This is a genomic window from Mycobacterium sp. RTGN4, from assembly GCF_033804635.1.
Taxonomy (GTDB): Bacteria; Actinomycetota; Actinomycetes; order Mycobacteriales; family Mycobacteriaceae; genus Mycobacterium.
Window position 1 is genome coordinate 148408 of record NZ_JAPZLB010000010.1, and the last position, 22764, is coordinate 171171.

The 22764-nt window shown below is 64.9% G+C and carries 24 protein-coding genes; 10 read left to right on the top strand and 14 right to left on the bottom strand.

The window, feature by feature from the left end:
* Positions 1 to 6: 6 nt before the first annotated feature.
* Positions 7 to 1173, bottom strand: coding sequence for an acyl-CoA dehydrogenase family protein (locus SLQ30_RS21990; RefSeq protein WP_319448658.1), 1167 nt, complete (start codon positions 1171 to 1173; stop codon positions 7 to 9).
* 245 nt (positions 1174 to 1418) lie between these two features.
* On the opposite strand from SLQ30_RS21990, the gene SLQ30_RS21995 reads away from it, so the two are divergent.
* Genes SLQ30_RS21995 through SLQ30_RS22025 form a run of 7 tightly spaced genes read left to right on the top strand, consistent with a single transcriptional unit; the run spans position 1419 to position 7261 of the window.
* A complete protein-coding gene (locus SLQ30_RS21995; RefSeq protein WP_319448657.1) occupies positions 1419 to 2282 on the top strand; it encodes a mycofactocin-coupled SDR family oxidoreductase in 864 nt (287 codons plus the stop codon).
* Positions 2279 to 2596: a hypothetical protein gene (locus SLQ30_RS22000; protein WP_319448656.1), complete on the top strand. Its 318-nt coding sequence runs from the start codon at positions 2279 to 2281 to the stop codon at positions 2594 to 2596. Before SLQ30_RS21995 ends, SLQ30_RS22000 begins: the two co-directional genes overlap by 4 nt.
* 38 nt (positions 2597 to 2634) lie before the next feature.
* A complete protein-coding gene (locus tag SLQ30_RS22005; protein ID WP_319448792.1) occupies positions 2635 to 3573 on the top strand; it encodes a thiamine pyrophosphate-dependent dehydrogenase E1 component subunit alpha in 939 nt (312 codons plus the stop codon).
* A gap of 11 nt (positions 3574 to 3584) precedes the next feature.
* Complete coding sequence (locus SLQ30_RS22010) at positions 3585 to 4592, top strand: alpha-ketoacid dehydrogenase subunit beta (RefSeq protein ID WP_319448655.1); 1008 nt, start codon at positions 3585 to 3587, stop codon at positions 4590 to 4592.
* Complete coding sequence (locus tag SLQ30_RS22015; protein ID WP_319448654.1) at positions 4585 to 4821, top strand: biotin/lipoyl-containing protein; 237 nt, start codon at positions 4585 to 4587, stop codon at positions 4819 to 4821. Before SLQ30_RS22010 ends, SLQ30_RS22015 begins: the two co-directional genes overlap by 8 nt.
* A gap of 28 nt (positions 4822 to 4849) precedes the next feature.
* Positions 4850 to 5725, top strand: coding sequence for an enoyl-CoA hydratase-related protein (locus SLQ30_RS22020; protein ID WP_319448653.1), 876 nt, complete (start codon positions 4850 to 4852; stop codon positions 5723 to 5725).
* The gene (locus tag SLQ30_RS22025; RefSeq protein ID WP_319448652.1) at positions 5726 to 7261 is read left to right on the top strand and encodes an acyl-CoA synthetase; all 1536 of its coding nucleotides are present in this window, start codon (positions 5726 to 5728) and stop codon (positions 7259 to 7261) included.
* On the opposite strand, the gene SLQ30_RS22030 is transcribed toward SLQ30_RS22025, so the two are convergent.
* From SLQ30_RS22030 to SLQ30_RS22070, 9 genes are all read right to left on the bottom strand, one after another.
* Positions 7254 to 8462, bottom strand: a complete 1209-nt coding sequence (locus SLQ30_RS22030; RefSeq protein ID WP_319448651.1) for a cytochrome P450 — start codon at positions 8460 to 8462, stop codon at positions 7254 to 7256. The two genes, SLQ30_RS22025 and SLQ30_RS22030, sit on opposite strands and share 8 nt — an antisense overlap.
* Before the next feature lie 194 nt (positions 8463 to 8656).
* Positions 8657 to 9454 (bottom strand): FadR/GntR family transcriptional regulator, encoded by a 798-nt coding sequence (locus SLQ30_RS22035; protein ID WP_319448650.1) that lies wholly within the window; start codon positions 9452 to 9454, stop codon positions 8657 to 8659.
* A 109-nt stretch (positions 9455 to 9563) separates the two neighbouring features.
* Positions 9564 to 11195, bottom strand: a complete 1632-nt coding sequence (locus SLQ30_RS22040) for an MlaD family protein (RefSeq protein WP_319448649.1) — start codon at positions 11193 to 11195, stop codon at positions 9564 to 9566.
* Positions 11195 to 12460: an MCE family protein gene (locus tag SLQ30_RS22045; protein ID WP_413468130.1), complete on the bottom strand. Its 1266-nt coding sequence runs from the start codon at positions 12458 to 12460 to the stop codon at positions 11195 to 11197. The genes SLQ30_RS22040 and SLQ30_RS22045 overlap by 1 nt, the downstream gene beginning before the upstream one ends.
* A 14-nt stretch (positions 12461 to 12474) precedes the next feature.
* A complete protein-coding gene (locus SLQ30_RS22050; RefSeq protein WP_319448647.1) occupies positions 12475 to 13893 on the bottom strand; it encodes an MCE family protein in 1419 nt (472 codons plus the stop codon).
* On the bottom strand, positions 13890 to 14972 hold the full coding sequence (locus tag SLQ30_RS22055) for an MCE family protein (RefSeq protein WP_319448646.1): 1083 nt from the start codon (positions 14970 to 14972) through the stop codon (positions 13890 to 13892). Before SLQ30_RS22055 ends, SLQ30_RS22050 begins: the two co-directional genes overlap by 4 nt.
* Positions 14969 to 15994 (bottom strand): MCE family protein, encoded by a 1026-nt coding sequence (locus tag SLQ30_RS22060; RefSeq protein WP_319448645.1) that lies wholly within the window; start codon positions 15992 to 15994, stop codon positions 14969 to 14971. The genes SLQ30_RS22055 and SLQ30_RS22060 overlap by 4 nt, the downstream gene beginning before the upstream one ends.
* Positions 15991 to 17178 (bottom strand): MCE family protein, encoded by a 1188-nt coding sequence (locus SLQ30_RS22065; RefSeq protein WP_413468125.1) that lies wholly within the window; start codon positions 17176 to 17178, stop codon positions 15991 to 15993. The genes SLQ30_RS22060 and SLQ30_RS22065 overlap by 4 nt, the downstream gene beginning before the upstream one ends.
* A 517-nt stretch (positions 17179 to 17695) precedes the next feature.
* A complete protein-coding gene (locus SLQ30_RS22070) occupies positions 17696 to 18925 on the bottom strand; it encodes a DUF4185 domain-containing protein (protein WP_319448644.1) in 1230 nt (409 codons plus the stop codon).
* Positions 18926 to 19067: 142 nt separating this feature from the next.
* On the opposite strand from SLQ30_RS22070, the gene SLQ30_RS22075 reads away from it, so the two are divergent.
* The gene (locus tag SLQ30_RS22075) at positions 19068 to 19349 is read left to right on the top strand and encodes a hypothetical protein (protein WP_319448643.1); all 282 of its coding nucleotides are present in this window, start codon (positions 19068 to 19070) and stop codon (positions 19347 to 19349) included.
* Between the two features lie 3 nt (positions 19350 to 19352).
* On the opposite strand, the gene SLQ30_RS22080 is transcribed toward SLQ30_RS22075, so the two are convergent.
* From SLQ30_RS22080 to SLQ30_RS22095, 4 genes are all read right to left on the bottom strand, one after another.
* Positions 19353 to 19547 carry an Ada metal-binding domain-containing protein gene (locus tag SLQ30_RS22080; RefSeq protein ID WP_319448790.1) on the bottom strand — a complete coding sequence of 65 codons (195 nt, stop codon included), beginning with the start codon at positions 19545 to 19547 and terminating at the stop codon, positions 19353 to 19355.
* Between the two features lie 71 nt (positions 19548 to 19618).
* Positions 19619 to 20341, bottom strand: a complete 723-nt coding sequence (locus SLQ30_RS22085; protein WP_319448642.1) for a 2OG-Fe(II) oxygenase — start codon at positions 20339 to 20341, stop codon at positions 19619 to 19621.
* Positions 20338 to 20889, bottom strand: coding sequence for a methylated-DNA--[protein]-cysteine S-methyltransferase (locus SLQ30_RS22090; RefSeq protein ID WP_319448789.1), 552 nt, complete (start codon positions 20887 to 20889; stop codon positions 20338 to 20340). The genes SLQ30_RS22085 and SLQ30_RS22090 overlap by 4 nt, the downstream gene beginning before the upstream one ends.
* A gap of 52 nt (positions 20890 to 20941) precedes the next feature.
* Positions 20942 to 21445, bottom strand: a complete 504-nt coding sequence (locus SLQ30_RS22095) for an RNA polymerase sigma factor (RefSeq protein ID WP_319448641.1) — start codon at positions 21443 to 21445, stop codon at positions 20942 to 20944.
* 104 nt (positions 21446 to 21549) lie between these two features.
* Here SLQ30_RS22095 and SLQ30_RS22100 point away from each other — a divergent pair, with 104 nt between their 5' ends.
* Both SLQ30_RS22100 and SLQ30_RS22105 read left to right on the top strand, forming a co-directional pair.
* Positions 21550 to 22041: a MarR family transcriptional regulator gene (locus tag SLQ30_RS22100; RefSeq protein WP_319448640.1), complete on the top strand. Its 492-nt coding sequence runs from the start codon at positions 21550 to 21552 to the stop codon at positions 22039 to 22041.
* A gap of 22 nt (positions 22042 to 22063) precedes the next feature.
* Positions 22064 to 22480 carry a DUF5313 domain-containing protein gene (locus SLQ30_RS22105; protein WP_319448639.1) on the top strand — a complete coding sequence of 139 codons (417 nt, stop codon included), beginning with the start codon at positions 22064 to 22066 and terminating at the stop codon, positions 22478 to 22480.
* Positions 22481 to 22764 lie beyond the last annotated feature (284 nt).

Sequence of the window (22764 nt, forward strand, 5' to 3'; positions counted from 1 at the left end):
GAGCGCTCATCGCGGCAACCCGAGCACTCGTACGGCCGTGATGCCCTTGTTGATCTGGGTGGTGCCGCCCGCGATGGTGAGCGAGCGCGACGCCAGCCGGTAGTCAGTCCATCGCCCATCTGTCTGGTGCGCGCCGAGCACGTCGTATGCCAGCACCGCGAGATCCTGTCCCAACTCGGCCCACACGCTCTTGGCCAGACTGGCCGAGCCGAGCGCGTCCCCACCGTGCAGGGTGGCCGAGATCGCGCGCTTGCAGAGCAGTTCGAGGTAGTCGACCCGCACGGCGATTTCACCGAGGCGACGCAGCGTCGCAGCATTCTGCAGTGCAGGGCGCCCGTCGACGGACGACTTCGTCAGGTCTGCGACGAGGTCGGCCAGTTGCAGGCGCACGCTGGCATACAGTCGGGCCGCCCCGGCGCGCTCGTGACTCAACGTCGTGGTGGCCACGCGCCATCCACCGTTGAGCGGGCCGAGCAGGGCGTCAGCTGGCACGCGCACGTCGTCGAAGAACACTTCGGCGAAGTCGGCTGCGCCGTTGAGGGTGACCAGTGGGCGCACCTCGATACCCGGCGAGCGCATGTCGACGATGAGGCAGGAGATGCCCTTGTGCTTGGGCGCCTCGGAGTCGGTGCGCACGTACAGCTGACACCAGTCGGCGCGATGCCCGAGTGATGTCCAGATCTTCTGGCCGGTGACCAGGAAGTCGGCTTCGTCGCCCTCCCCGTCGCGCACGGCGCGGGTGCGCAACGAGGCGAGGTCGGAACCCGCCTCCGGCTCGGACATGCCCTGACACCAGATATCGTCGGCGCGCACCATCCGCGGGAGCAGCTCCCGGCACTGTGCTTCCGTTCCGTACTCCATGATGGCGGGCGCGATGTTGTTCAGGCCGATCACGTTGAGCGGCAACGGGGCCCGTGCATTGGTGGTCTCCTCGGCGTAGACCAATTGTTCGAGTACGGTCGCGCCGCGACCGCCGTAATCCCTCGGCCAGGACACCGCACCCCAGCCCGCGTCGGCCACCCTTGCATCCCAGGCGCGAAGTAGGTCGAACGCGCCAGCGTCCTTACCGTGGCTGCGACCCGCCGCCACGACCTCGTCGGTCAGGTGCTCAGCCAGCCACCCGCGCAGCTCCTTGCGGAACTGTTCCACCTCCGCGGGGTACGAGAAGTCCACGATGTCCTCTCTGGATGGGCCGGTTGGTTAATTTGTTATTTTAGGTACTATAGCTACCGTTGGCATTACGGTTACCGACAACGTGCTCACAGAGCTCCGGAACTTCGTGGATGGGTCTTCGATGTCATACCCCTTCGGTTGGCCAGCTTGCCGTGATGCGGTATCGCTCGAAGGCATTGCGGCACAAAGACATCAATCACAGTCCGCAGCACGTCTGACTTTTTGACAGCGATGGAGGGCCAGCGATGGGCAGAGTAGACGGCAAGGTCGTGCTGATCAGTGGCGCGGCGCGCGGCCAGGGCCGATCACACGCACAGTTGCTCGCCGCCGAGGGCGCGGACATCATCGCCGTGGACATCTGCGCGGACATCGCGACCAACGAGTACCCGCTCGCGCGGCCGGAAGATCTCGACGAGACGGCCCGGCTGGTCGAGAAGGAGGGCCAGCGCGCCTTCACCGAGATCGCCGACGTCCGTGACCGCGTGGCGCTCTCGGCGGCGATCGACCGGGGCGTGGCGGAGTTCGGCCGACTCGACGTCGTGGTGGCCAACGCAGGCATCGCGCCGCTCACGGCGGGTTCGGGCATCCAGGCGTTCATCGACGCGGTCGACGTCGACCTGGTCGGCGTGCTCAACCTGGTGCACGCGAGCATCAAGCACCTGCAGTCGGGGGCGTCGATCGTCATCACCGGATCGATGGCGGCCGCACTCTCTTCGTCGAACAGCGGCGGTATCGACGCAGGCTGCGGAGGGGCGGGCTACGGCTTCGCCAAGCAGATCGTTGCGCACTACGTGAACGACCTCGCCTTGCAGTTGGCGCCGCAGAGCATCCGGGTCAACGGGGTGCACCCCACCAACGTGAATACCGACATGCTGCATAGCGCGCCGATGTACCGGGCCTTCCGGCCCGACCTGGAGAACCCGACCCGCGAGGACGCCGAGCTGACGTTCCCGTTCCTGCAGGCGATGCCGATTCCGTACGTCGAGCCCGAGGACATCAGCGAATTGGTGGTCTTCCTGGCGTCTGACGGCGCCCGCTACGTCACGGGCCAGCAGATCGCGGTCGACGCCGGGTGCGGCGTCAAGGCAAGGGCCTGGAGGGGACTGTGAAGGGGATCATCTATCTGGAGACGACGCCCGTCTCACCGGATCGCGAAGCCGAATACCACGAGTGGTACAACGGCACGCACCTCGAGGAGATCTGCTCCGTCGAGGGCATTACCGGCGCGCGCCGCTTCGCCCCGACGGACGGCAACGGACCGTTCATCGCGATCTACGAACTCGACTGTGATGACCTCGACGCCGTGGTCGACCGGCTACGAGAGCTCGGCGCCAGCGGCAAGATGTCGTCGCTGAAATACCTGAACATGGAGCCCCCGCCCATCCCGAACGTGTACCGCGAGATCGGGTCGTACGAAAAGTGAGTCCCAGCGCCGACATTCAGAAACGGCTATATGGCCTGATGGTGTTGATGAAGGCCGCCGATGACCGACTGAGCAAGGGCATCGGCACCGGCGAGTTCATGTGCGTGTACTGGCCATCTCGTGGGCAGGAGGCCATCGCCGCCGCCATGGGCGTGACGTTGCGGACCGACGACCAGCTGGTCACCACGTACCGCGGACTCCACGACCTGATCGGTAAGGGTGTGCCGTTGGAGGAGATCTACGGCGAGATGATGGGGCGCACCGTCGGCGCGGCCAGGGGCAAGGGCGGCACCATGCACATCGCCAAACCCGAAGTGGGCGTGATGCTGTCGACGGGCATCGTCGGGGCGGGCCCGCCCGTGGCCGTCGGCCTCGCGATGGCCGCACAGCGCAAGGGCCTCGACCGCGTGACGGTGGTGAGCTTCGGAGACGGTGCGACCGCCACCGGTTCGTTCCACGAGGCGGCGAACATGGCCGCGCTGTGGGACCTGCCCGTGGTGTTCGTCTGCCAGAACAACCAGTACGCGGAGATGACGCCGACATCCGACACGATGAAGCTCGAACACGTCGCCGACCGTGCGGCGGGTTACGGCATGCCGGGGGTCCGCGTCGACGGCAACGATCCGCTTGCGGTCACCGAGGCGCTCGCCGAGGCGATCGGCAAGGCCCGCAACGGCGATGGCCCCACGTTCCTCGAATGCGTCACGTTCCGGTTCCGCGGTCACTACTTCGGCGACCGGATGAAGTACATCCCCAAAGAGCAACTGCAAGCTGCCATGGCGGCCGATCCCGTCCCGCGCTTCCGCAGGCAGTTGATCGACACCGGGGTGTGTACCGACGACGAACTCAGCGGCATCGACGAGGGCGCGCTCACCGCTGTCGAAGAGGCGCTCGACGCCGTCATGGCGGCGGAGGCCCCGACCCTCGAGGAGCTGGACCGAGACGTCTACGCCACCCCGATCGCATTCCCCAGTTGAGGAGGTCGGCGATGAACGAGAAAGAGATGACAATGCGCGAGGCGCTGAACCTCGCGCTCGACCAGGCGCTTGAATCCGATGAGCGGGTGTTCCTGCTCGGCGAGGACATCGCCGATCCAGGTGCATCCGGCCCGACGGCCGGGCTGTCGACGAAGTACGGCCACGCTCGCGTGCTGGACACGCCAATCTCGGAGGCCGCCATCGTCGGTGCGGCCATCGGCGCCGCGATCGACGGCATGCTGCCGGTCGCGGAGATCATGATCATGGACTTCATCGGGATCGCCGCCGACCAGTTGGTCAACAACGCGGCGAAAATGCGCTTCATGACTGCGGGCAGGACGACGGCGCCGATCACCGTACGCACCCAGGTCTACGGCGGGCTGGCTACCGGCGCAACGCATTCGCAGTCGCTGGAGGCGTGGTTCATGCACGTGCCGGGGATGAAGGTGATCATCCCGTCCACCCCGCGTGACGGTAAGGGCCTGCTGACGTCGGCGATATTCGACGAGGATCCCTGCCTGTTCATCGAGACCATTCGATTGCAGGGCCAGAAGGGTTTGGTACCAACCGATCCCGGCTTCTCCATCCCGCTCGGCCAGGCCGACGTGAAGCGGCCGGGCACCGACGTCAGCCTCATCGGCTACGGCCGTAGCGTGCACGATGCCTTGGCCGCCGCGGAGATCCTCGAGGCAGCGCACGGGGTCAGTGCCGAGGTCGTCGACCTGCGCACGCTCGTTCCGCTCGACGTCGAGACCATCGTCGAATCCGTTGGGCGAACGCGACGGGCCGTCATCACGCACCACGCCGTGCAGTTCGCAGGCCCGGGTGCCGAGGTCGCGGCGATTCTCGGGGCGGAGTTGTTCGGACGGCTCGAGGCGCCCATCGAGCGGGTCGGCGCGAGGTTCGTCCCGACACCGGCGGCCGCGGCGCTGGAGGCTGCCGTGCTGCCTTCGCCCGCTCGCATCGTCGAGGCGGCCTTACGCACGCTGAAGCCGTCGACGGCGAGCATCCATGGCTGACTTCATCATTCGCATTCCGAGGGTTTCGGTGGCGGTTTCCGAAGCCGAACTCGTCGAATGCCTCGTCGAGGCGGGCCAGCACGTCGAGGAGGGTGCGCCGCTCTTCTCCATCGCGACCGAGAAGGTGGAGCAGGAGATCGAAGCCGGTGCCTCGGGCACCGTGCAGTGGACCGGCGAGGTTGGCACCACTTACGACATCGGCGCCGAAATCGGTGTGATCACGTGGTGATCGAGCAACCCAGGAAAGGTACAGACACATGGATCTAGGTCCGGAGACCCGCGAGCGGATCATCTACGAGAAGACGGGATCCATTGCCCGCGTGACGCTCAACTGGCCAGAGAAGGCGAACGCCCAGGATCAGAAGCTGGCCGAGGAGGTCGACGCGGCACTGCTCGACGCGGATCGCGACTACGACATCAAGGTGCTGATCCTGAAGGCCAACGGCAAGGGCTTCTGCTCGGGCCACTGCATCGGCGACAACGCGACTGACTACCCGAGTTTTGCCGAGGGCGCAGCACGCACGGGCACGCCGTGGAAGGCGCAGACCGATCTCTTCGTCAAGCCGACGCTGAACCTGTGGGAGTTCTCCAAGCCGACCATCGCCCAGGTGCACGGGTACTGCCTCGGCGGCGGCACCCACTACGGGTTGACCACCGACATCGTGATCGCCTCCGACGACGCCTACTTCTCGTACCCGCCGTTGCAGGGCTTCGGCATGCCATCGGGTGAATGCTCCATCGAGCCTTGGGTTTTCATGAACTGGCGACGGGCGGCGTACTACCTGTATACCGCCGAGGTCGTGAACGCGAACAAGGCGCTCGAGTACGGCCTCGTCAACGAAGTGGTGCCGCGCGACGAACTGAACGACCGCGTCGAGTCGATCGCCCGCCACATCGCGCAGGCTCCGCTGACGACTCTGATGATGACCAAGGCGAACATCAAGCGGGCCTGGGAGTTGATGGGAATGCGGGTGCACTGGCAGACCTCCAACGACCTGGTCGCCCTTGCGTCGATGAGCAAGGACGTGCAGGCACTGATCGGTCAGGTGCTGAGCGGCCAAATCAAGCCCGCGGAGATGGCGCAACGGCAGGCTGCGTCGGCCGCATCGAGTGACGGTTCGCCGGCTACGTAGATGGACCTCGCCGACCATGCGATCGGATCAGGGGAGTCACCGGCGCTGATTCTCGCGGACGGCGGCGTGGTCTCGTACGGCGAGCTCTATCAAAGGAGTCAGCGCGTCGCGGCCCTGCTGTACGAGGCGGGGCTGCGGCGTGGCGACGGCGTCGCTCTGGTGCTGCCCAACCGCCGAGAGTTCCTCGAGCTCACCTGGGGCTGCCAGCTTTCCGGCCTGTACTACAGCGCGGTGAACACTCACTTCACTCCTGACGAGGTCAGTTACGTCGTCGAAGACTCGGAGGCCAGGGCGGTCTTCGTCGACGCGTCGATGGCGGAGCTCGCCAAGCATCTACTGACGGCCAACCCCAACGTCGACTTTCGCATCGCAGTCGGTGGCGAGCTGCCCGGCTGGCGCGCGTACGACGACGCGGTCGCAGGTGCGGGGGAGGCGCCGCCGCCGTTGGACGGCTCCGAGATGCTCTACTCGTCGGGCACCACGGGGCGGCCCAAGGCGGTGCGGCGTCCACTGCCGACGGACGGCAACGGCTCATGGGCGCAAGGCGTTCTGGAGCAGGCGCTTTCGACGGGCTACGCCATGACGTCGTCGGACGTGTACCTTTCGCCGGCGCCGCTTTACCACGCGGCCGGCGTCAACTACACGATGGCGGTCCAACGAGTCGGCGCCGCGTCGATCCTGATGCGCAAGTTCGACGCCGAAACGGTGCTGCGGCTCATCGCTGACCACCGGGTCACCCACGCCCAGTTCGTGCCAACGATGTTCGTGCGGATGCTGAAACTACCTGCAGCGGTGCGCGCTTCGTACGACGTATCCAGCCTTCGATGCGTGATCCACGCCGCCGCTCCATGCCCGGTGGACGTCAAGCACCAGATGATGGACTGGTTCGGTCCCATCATCTACGAGTATTACGGCGGCACTGAGGGTTTCGCGGGCTGCACCATCGGGCCCGAGGCCTGGCTCGCTCACCCCGGATCGGTGGGGAAGCCCTTCAGCCCGGTTCACGTGGTCGCCGAGGATGGCGTCGAGCTGGCGGTCGGCGAGTCGGGCGAACTGTTCTTCGAGGGCGGCCCGCAGTTCGAATACTTCAAGGATCCCGAGAAGACCGCGTCGGTCTCCAACGATCGTGGGTGGCGATCGTTGGGCGACATGGGCTATCTCGACGATGACGGCTATCTGTACCTCACGGACCGCGCGAGCTTCATGATCGTCTCCGGCGGCGTGAACATCTACCCGCAGGAGGCAGAGCACCTCCTGACCATGCATCCCAAGCTCGTCGATGCCGCGGTGTTCGGCGTGCCCAACGACGAGTTCGGGGAAGAGGTGAAGGCGGTCGTGCAACCGGCCGAAGGGGTCGCGCCAGGGCCCGAGTTGGAAGCCGAGCTCATCGAGTACTGCCGCACCCATCTGGCAACCTACAAGTGCCCTCGCACAGTCGAATTCGCCTCCGAGTTACCGCGCGACCCGAACGGCAAGCTCTACAAGCGACGCATCCGAGAACGCTATTGGCAGGGCCGGACGTCCCGAATCATGTGAGGGGACGAAACGTCACCGGCAGGCTCCCGGGTGACCGGAACGGCATGCCGACGATCTCGGAGTCGTCGCTCGGCACCAGCTCCAGATCGGTCACGCGGTCGAATAGGCTGTTCAGCATCGCCTTAGTCTCGACCCGGGCCAGGTGCATGCCCAGGCAGCTGTGAATGCCGCCGGCGAAGGAGATGTGTGCGCGCCGCTGCCGGTGGATGTCGAACTTATCGGGGTCGTCCCAACGCTTTTCGTCGCGGTTGGCCGAGCCCATACACAGTGTGATCGCTGCGCCCTCTGGGATCGTCAGACCATGCATCTCCACGTCGCGGGTGGTGTTGCGTGCCACCAGGACCAACGGTGTTTCGTATCGAATGCCTTCCTCGATCGCGGCCGGAATGAGGTCGCGATCCTGCCGCACCGCATTCAGTTGTTCGGGATGTGTGAGGAGTAGGTACAGCAGGTTTCCCGATGATCGGTAGGTGGTCTCGAGGCCGGCCGGAAGGAGCAGCCGCAAGAACGAGATGATCGCTTCGTCGGTGAGCCGCTCGCCGTCGATCTCCGCTGCGACGAGATCGCCGATGACGTCGTCGGTCATCTTGCTACGACGCTGGTCCACCTGGTCTTGGAAGTAGGTGCCCAGTTCGACCGATGCGTTCAACCCGGCCTCGATGTCGTCCATGATCGAGATCAGGTCCAGCGAGAGTCGCCGGAACATCTCCAGGTCTTGCTGGGGAAGGCCGAGCAACGCTGCGGTGACCCGGGTGGGGAATTCGAACGTGACCGCCTTGACCAGGTCGGCGTGCCCGTCGTTTTTGATCTCGTCGACCAGTTGATCGCAGATCGGGTCGATCACTTCGGGTTCCCACTGTGTGAGTGCGCTCTGGCGGAAGGCCTTCGACACCAGGCTGCGATGGTCGTGGTGCTGTTTTCCGTGCATCCCGAGGATCGTCGGCCCGAAGACGAGGCCGATCGTCTGGTTGTACATCTCCGAGGCGAACACCTCATCTTCTCGGAAGGCGGTGAAGACACTCTCGAAGTCGAACAACGTCCAGTTTTCCTCGGACTTGAGCTCGGCCGGCATCAGGTCGCTCTCCATGAGCGTGCCGCGCCAGACCGGCGCGGTCTTGCGCATGTGCGCGAAGTAGCCGTACGGATCGGTGTCCAGGTCAGGGGCAGCCGGCGGGTCCTGCGGATCGGTGCTGATCGTCACCTGTGCCTCCCGGGCAGCAAAGTCTAGCGGGGCCTCTGTATCTCTATCTTTACTATTTTAAGCAAGCTAGGTCAAGGAAGCGCCCACCGGGCTGCCCGAGCAGTGTGATCAATCGGATCGAAATGCAATGGCCGGCAACGAAACTAGGGCGCTCGCCCGTCCGAATGCCGGTCTGGTGTCCCGCGGTTGACGCGCTACCGCAGGGCTTGCGGGGACAGCGCGACGATGCGTTGGTCGAGATGGCCGGCCGACAGATACGTCTGAGTAGTCGAGAGGTGCCGGGCGGCGAGCTTGCGCGCACGTTCGCCGTCGCCCGCCTCGATCGCATCGGCGATCTTGGTGTGTGCGGTCAGCGTGTTGCGGCGTTGAGTCATCGTCGGCAACTTGCCGCGAGCGGCACGTTCTTGGGCCCACCAGTTGAGGTGGCCACCCCACAGTGCCTCGAGGCTGCCCACGACCGCGATCACGGTGTGATTGCCGCAACCCCTGACGATCTCATCGTGAAACTGTCCGCCGAGCTCGGCGAACCGGGGCACGTCTTCCACGTGCTCGGCCATTAAATCGTTGAGCTCGCGCAGCTTCGGGACGAGCGTCTTTTTGCGGTCACTCCGGCGCGCGGCAAGGTCTGCACACGTCGGCTCCAGCTCTTGCAGGGCGGTACCGAGATCACCCAGTTGAACTTCGTCGCGCTGCAACAGAAGTCCGAGCATGTAGGCGGCGCTCGCCTTGGCGGGCGCGTGGACGACGGCGCCACCACGGTTGCCTCGGCGGACCGATACCAGGCCCTCGGTCTCCAGGATCCGTAACGCCTCACGCAGTGAAACGAGGCTCACGTTGAATTGCGATACGAGCACTTCTTGCCGCGGCAAAAGGTCGCCATCGGAGAGCTCACCCTCGATGATCTGCCTGCGAAGCTCGTCTGCGACGATCTCGGCGGTGCGCCGTGCGGACAGCCGACGCCGCGCTTCGGGCCCGATTCCCAATGTTGTCATGGCAGAGTCATATTAACAGTGAAAAGCCCGCTACCTGGGGTCTACGCAGGCGCTATCCATCAAAAGTAACAAAGATTACAAAGATCGTGGGACAGCGGAGGCGCTCCCGCTAGCTTGGGCCCGGCATGAGGTCTGTCCACGATTGGGGCGCCTTCGCCGTGACGAGGTTCGACTGGTGATACAGGTGACCGTCCGGGGCCATGTATGCACCGGTCTCGGGGTTGTACTGAGCGGTCGCGACTGCCGGCCGCGCATCGGATCCGTTGCCCGTGAACGAGCTTGGCGCGACTGCCGGTGCGCCAGGATCGCTACTAGGAATTTCAGGCGCAGGGTCGGAGGGCGCCTGCTCCTGCGGCGCGGCCAGATCGGGGGGAGGTGGCGCATCCGGGGCGGGCGGGGCTTGCGCGGGTGGCCCCGGTGGCTGCCCGGGTGGCATCGGGGTGCCTTCCACCGGTGCGTAGAGGTTCTGCCCGGGATTCGATTGGCGGTCGAGTGGGACGCCTTGAGCGACCAGATTCGGATCGAACGGGGCCGGGCCCAGCACGTGCTGCCTCATGGCCAATGGCATGAATGGCTTGTCGCTGTTGCACTCCTGCACGGTGGCGGCGCGCTTGCCCGGATGCTCGACGCAGGGGAAGTTGCGGGCTCCGCGGACGGTGATCGGCGAATCCTGCGGCAACTTGCAGTAGATCCCGTCCGGTGTGTCGACCTCGGTGAGGTCAGCGGGCGATCGCCATTGCGACGGGGGCAGGAAGCCGACCGTGCAGTCCTGGGGGTCGGAGGCCGAGACCGCGAAGTCACCCATGGCCATTCCGGTCGGATTCCTCACCGGGGCAACCGATTGGAGGCCGGCAAGGTACGGCGGGAACAACACCAGCAATTGCTGAAGCGACTTGTTGTAGGTCACCAGAATCTGGCTGATGGAGCTGAGATTGGCCAGTAATACCGGCAGCGTGGGCTTGACCTGCTCGAGAAGCCGGGAGACTTCTTGGGCGAAGCCGGGACCGGTCTCGAGCAGTGTCCGGACCTGCGCATCGTGCTGTGCGAGCTGACCGGTGATGCCTGCAAGGCTGCGCGCCCACGTTCTCGTCGCGTCGGTGGTCTCAGCTTGTGAATCCAGCAGCGGCACTGAGTCATCGGCGAGCGCACGGCTCTGATCGGCAACGCTGTTGAGGTCCTTGGTCAGCTTCGAACCAGAGTCGATCAGCGACCCGATGTCGTACCCCGCGCCGTTGAAGGCCTTGAACGATTCGTCGAGCAACGGCCCGAGCTTGTCCTTCGGGATGGTCTCGACGAGCAGGTTGAGCTTGTCGAGCATCGGGCCGACCGGTTCGGGAATCGCGGTCTGCCCCAATCCGATGACGGAGCCGTTGCGAAGGTACGGCGGCGAGTCGTTGGGGGGTTGCAGGTCGACGTATTGTTCGCCGACCGCTGAGACACTGCGGATCTTGGCCACCAGGTTCGCCGGGATCTTGGGCGAGGTATTCAGGGACAGCGTGGCATCGACGCGCCTGCCGTCGACGGTCTTCACCTCGGTGACCTTGCCGACCTCGACCCCACGGTAGGTGACGTTGCTGAACCGGTAGAGCCCGCCGGCGCTTGGTAGCTGCAGGGTGACGGTGATGCGGCCGATACCTAGCAGTGTCGGTACCTGGATGTAGCCGATGACCATCGCCGCAATACCGATCACCGAGGCGATCGTGAAGACGAGCAACTGAATTCGTACGAAGCGGCTCAGCATCAGCCACCACCCGGTGCGCCGTATGGCCCGGCGAATATCGGCGATCCGGACGGCTGCGCGTCGGCAATCGTCGGTGGCGGAGCGATGGGAAGTACCGCGCCGGGCGGCAACGCATTCAGTTGAGGTGTCGGCGGAAAACCCGGGACCGCGCCGAGCGGACCGCCGGGCGGCGGCGGTTGCAGCGGCAAGCCCAGGGGGTCAAAGGTGTACCTGCTCCAGTAGGGCTCTCCCGGTGCTGGTGGCAGCGTCGCGTTCTCGTCGCCCCATCGCGTGCCCTTCAGAAAGGTCCGCTTCAGTCGCGGAATGGAGAGGTCGAGTACGCCGTAGAAGTTGATGTAGTCGCCCCGCACTGCTCGGTCGATGAGGTTCTGTCCGAACGGGAAGGCGGTAAAGGACGCGATTGCGCCGTCGAGGTGCTTCCCGACGTCGGCGAGCGCCTTCAATGTCGGCTCGAGATTCTTGAGGTCCGTCACCAGGTCTTCCTGGGTGTCGTTCACCAGTCCCGTTGCGGTGTTGCTGAATACGCGCAATTTGTCCAACGCGGTGGTGAACCTGGGCCTTTCCTTGATCAGCACGTCAAGGGCGGGTGGGATGGTCGTCAACGCCCGCGAGATGGTGTCCCGCTGGTCGGCGAAAGTGCCTGCGAGCCTGTTCAATGCCTCGATCGAGGCGATGATGTTGGCGCGCTCGCGGTCGAACGTGCCGACGAAGGTGTCCAGCCGGGTCAGCAGGTCACGGACCTCGCCCTCGCGCCCGGAAAGGGCGGCGCTCAGATTGTGGATGACATCGCCGATCTGACCCAACCCTCCTCCGGTGACGACGGCCGACAGCGACGACAGCGTCTGTTCGGTGGATGGGTAGCTGGAGGTCTTGTCGACGCCGATGGTGGCGCCTGGCGCAAGGCGCCCTTGGGGCGCCTGGCCGATTGGAGGGTCCAGCGCCACGTGCATGGAGCCGAGCAGGCTGGTCTGACCCACCGTCGCAACGGCGTTGGCGGGCACCACCACTTCGGGTCGAACCGACACGTCGACGTCGATGTGCCAGTTCGAGAACGTCATCTTGCCGACGCTGCCGACCACCACGTCATCGATCAATACTGGTGAATTCGATTCCAGCGTACCGATGTTCGCGAACTGCACGTGATACACGGTGGCATCCGACCCGCGGCCGACGGCCCCCGGCAATGGCAGTGAGTTCACCCCTTGGAACGCACATCCACTCAGCGCCAACGCCGCACAGGCGCCGAACGTGATCAGCCGGCGCAGGCTGCGGGCGGCCATCACGGGGTACCTGCGCTTGGTGGCGGCCCCGCTTCAGCGGGCAGCAGCATCGAGGGCACGCTCGGCGGACCCGGTACGGGTGCCCCGGGGAACAGCGCGGGCGACGGATCGGCAGGCAGGTGGTCAGGCGCGGACGACCCCGGCGCCACCGCAGGCGGTTGCCCGAATCCGGGAGGTGCGGGCTGGTCGCCATTCAGGCCGGTGTACGCCGAGACCGCGGGCGGGATGTCGGGCGGCACAGGTTTCGGGCCGGTGCCACCCGGCGCCAAACTCGGATCGGAGTAGATGATTCGGTCCGGGCTGAAGGACTTCTCGAGATACGGGTTGAGGGAAAAGGGCAGTTCGTTGATGCTGATCGTGTTCAGTGCCGGACCGAGCGTCTGTGCGCAGAGCTTTCCGGTCTCACCTGCGGTGACGTTCGCGACGGCCGTGATGGCGTTGCACAGCAGCGCGCTCGGATTCGAGAAGTTGTTCAATGCGAACCGCCCCACCTGCGCGCCGCTGTCCGGGTCGTAGATGTCGTAGCCGTTGGCGACCGCGTTGGGCGCGGCGTGGAGGAGGTTCTCCAGATCGAGCTTGTGATCGACGAGATTCTGTGTGACGTTGGCGAGTCGCTGAAACTGCTCGGCCGTCTGGTCGCGGCTGCCCGCCACGAAGCGACGGACGTCCCCAATCGCGGACGACAGATCCGTCAACGCCGTGCCCAGATTGGACTGGTCGTTCACCACACTCGTCAGGGTGGCGAACCGGTCTTGAAACTGAACGATCTGCTGATTGCTGTCTCGCAGCGCGGTGACGAAGGTCTGCAGATTCGTGATGACGTCGACGATGTTGCCGCTACCGTCGGCAAGCGTGCGACCCAATCCCGCGAGTTGCGCAATCGTCTGACGCAACTTCTCGCCGTTCCCGTCCAAGGCGCCCGCAGCGCTGTCGATGAACCGGGATATCGAGGTACCGGACACCCCGCTGCGAGGGCCTAAATCTGTTGCCAAGCGTGTCAATTGAGCCTTGACTTCGTCCCATTCGACCGGGATCGCGGTTCTGTCGACTCCGATCACCGCACCATCGGCCATCGTGGGGCCGCTGGTCTCATAGGCGGGCGTGAGTTGCACGTACCGCGCCGCGACCAGACTCTGAGCGACGATGACCGCTTTGGCGTCCGCGGGCACGGGCACGTCGTGATCGACGTGGATCACCATCTTGGCCTGACCACCAGCTGGCTCGATGGAGCCGATGGAGCCGACCTTCACACCCGCGACCCGGACCTCGTCGCCCTGGTAAATGCCGGTGGCGCTGACGAAGTACGCGGTGATCGTTCTTGGGGCGAGGAGCGTGCGGTTGACGACGAATGCTGCTGCACCGAAGAGCAAGCCCACCAGCGCGACCGCGGTCAGCACTCTCACGAGCTTCGCGTTCATCGCGGACCACCTGGAATACCGTTGTAGGGCAACGGGAGTTCAGCTCGCGGACCTGCGGTGTCGGGTGGCTGGCCCGCGTTCGCGCCGCGTCGGAACCCGAACGCGTAGTCGAAGAACGGCTGCAACAACTCCGACGGAAGCAGATTCGACACGAACGCGTCGTAGAAGTACCCGCTGGCGACGGACTCGCCCTGGGTGATCTGATACTTGGCCAGCCCGGGCAAGGTCTTCCCGATGTTGTCGCGGTTCTGCTCCAACATCGCCGTCACCGAATTGAGCTTCGTGAGCGTCGGGGCCAACTCCTTCTCGTTGTCGGCCACCAGTCCGGACAACTCCTTCGAGAGCGCCGACACGTTGTTCAGCAAGCCGACGATGGCTTCGCGCCGGTCGTTGAGCACCCCGATCAAATCGTTGGCGTTGAGGATCAGCGTGTTGAGTTGTTGACTGCGCTGCGCGAGTACGCCGCTGACGTTGCCCGCACTTTTGAGCAGCGACCGCAGCGAGTCATTGCGACTATTCAGCGAGCGCGACAGCCGGGTCACGCCGTCGAACGTCGGGCCGAGTTGCGGGGTGATCTGGTCGAGGGTCTGCGACAAGGTGTCCAGCGCTTGGTTGACGTCGCCGGTGTCGGTGCCCGCGGTATTGGTGGTGAGGTCGCTGATGGCCTCAGTCAACGAGTACGGGGAGGACGTGCGCGACACCGGGATCACGTCACCACGGTGCATGCGACCGCTGCCCGCGGGCTCCAGCGTGACGATTCGTTGGCCCAGCAATGTGCCGGTTCGGATGTGGGCCGTGGTCTGCGACCCCAGCGCGATGCTGCTCTTGATGTTGAACGTGACGAGCGCCTTGCCCTTGTCCAGCGAGACACCGGTCACCGAACCGACTTTCATGCCAGAAAGCCGCACGTCGTTGCCGACGGAAACGCCGCCGGCTTCGGTGAACAGTGCTTGGTAGCGCTGGTCGGTCGCCAGCCGACTCAGCCGCTCGGGCTGTAGTCCGACGGCGATGATCAGCATGACGAGGATGACGCCGATGAAACCGACCCGGACCAGTTTGGCTTCGCGGTACTTGATCACGGCTCGCTGCACCTCCCCGTGTTTTGCTCGAACCAGGGGAAGACCACGGTATTTCCTTGCAAGTCAGTCGATTTGATCGACAGTCCGCAGATGTAGAGGTTGAGCCAGCTTCCGTAGGCGCCGAGGCGGATGAGCTTCTTGTAGTTGTTAGGCGCCTTCCCCAACGCGGTGCTGATGACCCCCTTGTCGTCGTCGAGCAGTGGCGCCAGTCGGCTCAACTGGTCGACGGTGCCTGCCAGCGGCTTGCGGGCGCGTCCGAGTAGGTCGGCGAGCGAGGCCGTTCCGTTGTCAAGCGATTCGATGGCAGCACCGATCGGATCGCGGTCCGTGGACAGGTCGGTGACAAGATGTTGGAGCCGATCGATGGCGCCCGAGAATTGGGCGCCATCATCCGACAGCGTCCCCACCACTTTGTTCAGATTGTCGATCAAGGCCTCGATCACCTTGTCGTTGTCGGCCAATCCGTTGGTGAACGACGAAGTCTTGGAAAGCAGCGAGTCAAGCGTGCCGCCTTGACCCTGGAACACCTGCAGCAGCGCCGCCGACAACGCGTTTACGTCTTGCGGATTGAGTCCCTGAATGACCGGTTTCAGGCCGCCGAGTAGAAGGTCCAGGTCGAGCGCAGGCGCGGTGCGATCGGCGGGGATCCGTGCGCCCGCAGGCAGGAATTTCGTCGAACCGGGGGCGTCGATCACCTCGAGGAAGCGATCGCCGACGAGGTTGAGGTATCGGACGGCGAGCTTGGTTTCGGTGCTCAACGGCACGATGCGGTCGGCGTCGAACGCCACCACCACGGTGTGATCCGGCTGCATCGAGACGTCGTCGACCGTCCCGACGCGCAAGCCGCCTGCACGGACCGAGTCTCCTGGCTTCAGCCCAGAGGAGTCCTTGAACACTGCGGAGTAAGAGTTCGTCGTACCGGTGCGGTACTGGCCGAAGACGACGATCAGGAGTCCGGTCAGGAGCACCATCACCACCGCGAATGCCCCGAGCTTGACGAATTGCCCACGGCCGCGCGTCATCCCGGCTGCCCGATCTGTGCGGTGTTGCGCGGTGGTCCGTCGATCGGTCCGAACAGCAACTGCTTGAGCCCGTCGGAATTCAGCAGAATGCCCTGGTTCCCGTACTGCGTGGGGTTGGTGCCGACGTCGCTGACGACGAACTGCGGGCGCGAGTCGAAGGGGACGTTGGGCAGGGTGAGGCAGAACGGACCGCCGCTCGCGCCGACCTTCGGCAGGTTGCTCGGGTAGCGGTAGCGTTCCCGCCCGAGGTGGAACCCGATGGAGTCCACGATGCCCGGCTTGTCCAAGGGCGGTGCGTCCTGCAGTACGAACAGCCCTTGCAGCGTGCAGGTCAGCGCTGAGTTGTATTGATTGGTCAGTGCGAGCGTCGGGACCAGCAGGTGCACGAGGTCGGTCAGGGCGGGGCGGTTGGTACCGATGACGTCGTTACCGATGTCGGCAAGGCCGATGGTGCTGACCAAGAATTCATCGAGGTTGCGTTGTTCGGCGACCAGCGTCTGACTGAGCTGTGTCGAGTTCTCGACGACCTTCAGCAGGTCCGGCGCCGCATCGGCATAGGCGTTGAGCACTTGCGGCGCAACCTCGATGTCGTGACTGAGGTTCGACAAGCTGGGCTGCACCCTTGCGAGATACTGATCGAAGTTGCTCAGGGTCTCGCCGATCTGCTGTCCGCGCCCGTTGAAGGCGGACGCGATGGCGCCGAGGGTCTCGTTGAGCTTCTCCGGTTGGATCTTGGAGAGCACCGAAGTCAGTTGCTCGAAGATGGTGTTGAATTCGACTGTGACGTGGTCGGATTGGAGCACCTGGCCCGGGCGCAGCGCTTTAGGTGACGGATTGTCCGGGGGGACGAAGTTCACCGATTTGGCCCCGAAGACCGTTGGCGACTCGATGGTCACGGCGACGTTGTCGGGAATCTGAGCCAGCTGATCGGGCTCGAGTTCCAGGTGGATGGCCGCCTGACCGTCGGGGAGGGCTTCGATCGAGCCGACCCGCCCGATCGGGACGCCGAGAAGTTTCACCTTCGCGTCGGGGTTCATCACCAGGCCTGCGCGTTGCGACAGCACGGTGACGGGCACGGTGTCGGAGAAACCATTCTGGAACAAGCCAACCGCGACGACCACGATGGCCACGATCGCCGCGATCGTCGTCGCGCCGAGGGCGACGCGAACCGTGGTGCCGCTCACCGCGCCCTCACGTTGTGGATGCCTGCGCCCGGGTCATAGGCATGACCTTGGCGAATAGTGCCGTGACAACTGAATCCGAAGCGAGCTGAGCGATTGCACAGTGCCTCCTCATCGCGCCTGGATCTCGTTTGCCGCGTTGATCTGCAGATATCTGGGTGGGATGCTAATGCGTGGTTTCGTAGGTGTTCGTCGTTTCGTCGCTACGAAGAGTCACGACAGTTAAAGGTCTTTCTTTGCTAAGTTAGTGTTTTAGCATATTACGCCATCGGCGTGGCACCCGTAACCCGTTTAAGCGCAATGGCAAAAGTGACGCTGACGCCGTCCGCATTTTCTACGTGCCGCGGAGCGGCCATCGGCCAGCTGGGCGGAGCCGTAGGTGAACTTACGATTCATGACACCGTCTGTCGCGGTTGGTATTTCGGACTCATCGCGCCTGGTGATGACGAATGATCGACCACGAGGCTGACACACACGCTAGCAGTGGAACCTGCTCACATCGTCGACACGAGCGCGAGGGCTACAGGTTGATCGGGTCCGCCGGGTCGCGTCCGGGACCTCGCGTGGTGTCCTTCAGGGTCGAGCGGAATTGCATCGCTCGGTACGGCCAGCCGCTGTCGGTCTTCCATTGCGAAACCACCAGGCCTGCGCCGCCTGCGACGTCGAGGCGGGAGCCCGGCAAAACGTAACCGCCGTAGAGCTGCGCCACTCGGTTCGCCGAGTGGTCCTCGTCGTTCCACCCCGAGCCCGTGACGGGCAGCTGGACTGGGGCCGTGTACATGTTGGCAGTGGGTCCGTCGACGGTGCGGTAGCCGAGCGCGTATTTCGACGACAGGAACCCGCCGAGGATCCACGAACCCTTAGCGAGTCGGCGAAACGACAGTTCGCCCCAGGTCTCCCCGGGCGGAGTGATCGGGGTGGGCTCGTTGTCCCACGCCCAGCGCCCGGCTGCGAAGCCCCAGCCCGAGTACTTCGACCTGTCGCCGATGTCGGTTGGGCGAACCCGACGCAGAATGATGCCCTTGTCCCGCTTGAAGCCCGTCGACACCACGTACACCCAGCCGTCGTCGGGGTCGTAGTCCCACGACCAGCACTGGGCGAATCCGTTGTGCAGCGCCGCAGGGAACTTCGCCTGCTCGCCCATGTGTTGCCAGGAAATCCCACTGTCGTCGGATCGCCAGAGCTCGGTCCAGATGACCTCTGGAAAACCGCGATTCACCATCACGTGCAAGTACAGCGTGTCGCCGACCCGCAGCAGGTCCGACGGCAGCACGGTGCTGATCCCGCCTTGGGTCCAGCGTGGACCGGTCGAATCGTGGACGTAGAACCACAGTTGTTCGGCGAAGTCGGGGTTCTCACCGCCGGCGCGCTCCCAGGAGATGGGGTGCTGGGCGTCCCCCGTGCCGATCAGGACGACGGGTGAGCGCCACGTGCCCTCGCCAACCCGGTTGCCGGAGAACGTGTCTCCGAACACCGCCACCAGTTTGCCGTTCGGCGCGACGACGCACGCCCCGAGATCGGTTGCGGTCACACCCCATCGATCGCTGATGCCGGGACCGGTGATGTCGGCCACCTTGCCGTCGGGTGCCGCGGGCGCTGGGTCAGCAGCGCTGGCCCGCTCCGCGGCTCGCCAGCGGGCCAATGTGCTGCGGCTGATCCCGGTCGTTCGCGAGACCGCCGCGGGCGACTCACCGGATTGCAGTCGGCGTAGCGCGTCCTGGCGCTGCGCGGGCAGGTACTGCGGGACCATGTCGATTCCTCCCCGTGTTTGCGTTCACTCAACCCGGGCCGGAGTGGGACGGCAAGGTCCAGCCGGATCAGATTGCGGCAGCGGGTGTTCCAGCCCCGCGAGGGGCAGTACCTTGAGCAAAGGGAGTCGTAAGGAGCGAAGCATGATCTTCAGCGATCCGTTCGAAGCGTCGAACGGCACCGTGATCGTCACCGTCAGTAGTTCGAGAGGACGCGCGGTCGGCATCTATACCGTCACTGCGCAGAACGTCACGTGGACACCGGCGGTCGACGGCAGCAGGGTCGCTCTGATCGCGGTGGGCACGGGGTTCGTGGCGGCACTGCTCGGCACCGCGGCCGTCCTTCGCCGACCACCGTGGCCGGATCTGACGGAGCGGGCCATGGCCGCGATATCGGAAGCCAAGGTCGCAGCACGCAAGAGCTGAGTCCTAGTCCTGGTGCTTCCACAGTGCATAGGCCGCAGGCAGGCACACCGCGCATGGCCGGTAGCCGGCGGCGACGGCGGTCGGTTCATCGGCGAAGAACACCCGGTCGGTGGCGTAGCCGCCTGCGTCCAGAGCCCGTCGGGCCGAGGCGCAGTCGAGCCTGCCATAGAGCTTCCCGCGGCGGTGCCCGCCGAACATGCCGGGTGTGGCGCTGACGTACGGACGGCCGTTGGCGTCGAGCAGGGTGTACGACGACCGACGTGCTGGCGTCACGCGGCGTCGTGGAACACGAGTCCGAGCGCGAATCGCGTACCGGATCGAATCGTCGAGACGCCGTGCCGCGTTGGGGCTGCGGACCATCCGCGCTTGGATCGCACGGGGCGGTCTCTGGTGGTGAACACCAGCCCGTGACCGTGCGGGATGAGTATCGCCGTGCCACGCGACTGTGCTCGGGGCCGTTGCTCGTAGAGCAGGAACTCGCCGCCGGTGTGGTCGGTCCCTGGTTCGTTGAGGTTGATGACCACCTGAAGCGGGAACACCAACTCGCCGTACAGGTCGCGATGCAGAGCGTTCCAGTCTCCGCGGCCGTACTTGAGCAGGATCGGGGTCGGCTTCCGCTGCCCGGCGGCATGACACATCTGCAGCCACTCGGAAAGGCTGTCGGGCCAAGGTGTTTCGCGGCCGAGCCGAGTCCACCAGTCGCGGGCGATCGGAAGCAGTCTCGGGTACAGCGCCTGTTTGAGTGCGACGACCGGTTCGGGGAGCGGCTCGGCGAAGTAGCGATACTCGCCCTCGCCGAAGCGGTACCTGCCCATGTTCACCGTCGACCGGAACTGTGCGTCACAGGAGTAGAGCGCGGCGAGTTGCGCCGCTTCGTCGGGCGTCAGCAGCGGTCCGGTCAGTGCGCCGCCCACCGCGTCGAGGTCGGCGCGGACGGTCTCCCAGTCGACTGCCGCGACCCGGTCGCACCACGTCGTTCCCGCGGCGCTCACGCGGCGTGCTCCAGTGTGAGCAAGGTGCGCTTCGCATCGACCCCACCCAGATAGCCGCCCATCGCGCCGTCGCTGCGGACCACCCGGTGGCACGGCACCACGACGGGCAGCGGGTTGGTGGCGCACGCGCTGCCGACGGCGCGCACCGCCTTCGGGTTTCCGGCCAGTGTGGCGACGGCGGCGTAACTCGCCGTATGGCCGTAGCCGATGTCGGGGAGGTGGTGCAGCACGGTGCTGCGGAATCCGGCCGACAGCTGCCAATCCAGGGGCACGTCGAAAGCTCGCCTGCCGCCTGCGAAGTACTCGTCGAGTTCGCGCGCGATCGGATCGAGCCGGCCGGGGGAGTGCAGTATGCGTGGGCTCACCTTGTCGGCCAGGCTCTGCAGCACGGAGTCGTGTCCCTCGACGGCGAAGGCGACGCGGACCAGGCCGAGTTCCGTCGCGGCGAGCAGCAGGGCTCCGACGGGACTGTCGACGACGCGGTAGGCGATGTCGAGAATGCCTTCGCGGTGCGCGGTCGCGGCGAGTCGGGCGTGCAGTTCGAACATCTCGTTGGGCGTTGCGTCAGTGACATGCGTCAGGGCGCGGGCGAGGTCGTCGTCAATCATGCTGGTGCTCCTTGGAAAATGTGCGTCTGAGGGTGGCGATGCCGTCCGCGGCGGCGCGTCGGGCGGCCTCGGTGCTGCCGCCGAGGATCGCGGCGACGTCGGAGTAGGGCAGGCCCGCCAGATAGTGGTAGGCCACTGACTGCTTCTGTTTGTCCGGCAGTCGGGCGAGCGCGTCCGCGAGCTCGTCGTTGCGCTCGGCGATCGGGGCGCTCGGCCGCTCGGGTACTTCGTCGGTCGGAATCGCGCGCCGCGTCCGCGCACGGGCGATGTCGACGGCCTTACGGTGCGCGATGGTGACCAGCCAGGCTTCGACGTTCGCGTTGGCAGGCAGATCTGGGTAGGCCTTCATCGCCGATAGGAAGGATTCCGACCAGGCATCGTCGGCGTCGATCGGCCCCACGACCGCGCGGCACACGCGAAGTACCGCAGGACCGTGGTCGGTGACCACTGCCTCGAAGGGTTGTTTGACCATCACGCTTTGTAGACGCTCCGTCATCGAGGTTCGTGAGGTTTCCATGGTGTCGGATACACCAGCGGCTCGCGGCGAAGTGGTGCGGCACACAATTGATAGTGCACTAATAGTTAGCGTACTATTTAAATATGGCCACCTCGACCGCTCCGGAGCTCGACCCGCTCGCCCTCGAACAGCAGGTGTGTTTCGCACTCGCCGTCACCAACCGGGCGGTCTTGGCGGTGTACCGGCCGCTCTTGGAGCCGCTGGGGCTCACTCATCCCCAATACCTGGTGATGCTGGCGCTCTGGGATCACCAGCGGTCGGCCTCCGGCGGGCGGCCTGCGCTATCGGTCAAGCAGATTGCCCTTGCCTTGCAACTGGATTCGGCCACGCTGTCGCCGATGCTGAAGCGCCTTGAGACGCTTGGCCTGATCACTCGCACCCGAAACGCCGCCGACGAGCGCGCCACCGACGTCGAGTTGACCGCCGGTGGGATTGAGCTGCGTGCCCGGGCGCTGGACATTCCGCCGGCCGTCGTCGCCCGGCTCGGCGTCGGAATGCCCGAGCTCATGGAACTCAGGAGCGTGCTGACCCGCATCAACGCCGCCGCACTTGCCGCAGGCGCCCTCGACGTCTGAACAACCAACCGTAGGAGTCATCATGGCCACCGCCCGACCCACCCCGTGGCAGTACCTCACGTATTCGTATGGCCGGTGTCTGCCAAACACGATGAGGGACTGGGTCGCCCACGACCTGGCCGGTCAGGGTGCCGTCCGCAGGCACATGATCCGGATGGCGATTCCCCCGTTGCTAGTGCTCGCGCCGTTCTGGCTGCTCCCGGCATCGTTCTACGTGCATCTGGAAATGACGGCCCCGATCTACATCTGGGCCCTTCTGATGTCGCTCGCGCTCAACAAGGTGTGGCGCCGCCACCGCCTCGCGCAGCATGGACTGGATCCGAACCTGGTTGACGCGCTCAAGCGCCAGCGGGATGCACACCTGCACGCGGCTTACCTTGAGCGCTACGGTCCACGTCCGGAGTCAGCGAAGTCGCAGTCGAACAGCAGCCCGTTCTGAAGGTGCACGCCGATTCACTTGCGTCACACCAATCACTTGCGTCTCAATAATCAATTAAGCACCAATAGCCCCATTTAGCGCTTTTACATCAATAACATCATCAATCACATAAGCATCACAGATCGCAAAAGTCTGCCTTGCCACTTCAACCTCAATATTCTTAAAAACATCAACCACACCAAATCCGGGCTGCGGTTATTCTCACGGCTCTGACCTGCGCTGACGGCAGAATACGGCACAATTCGCTTTAGTCCCACCTGACACGCCAGGCACAGCAGACTTAA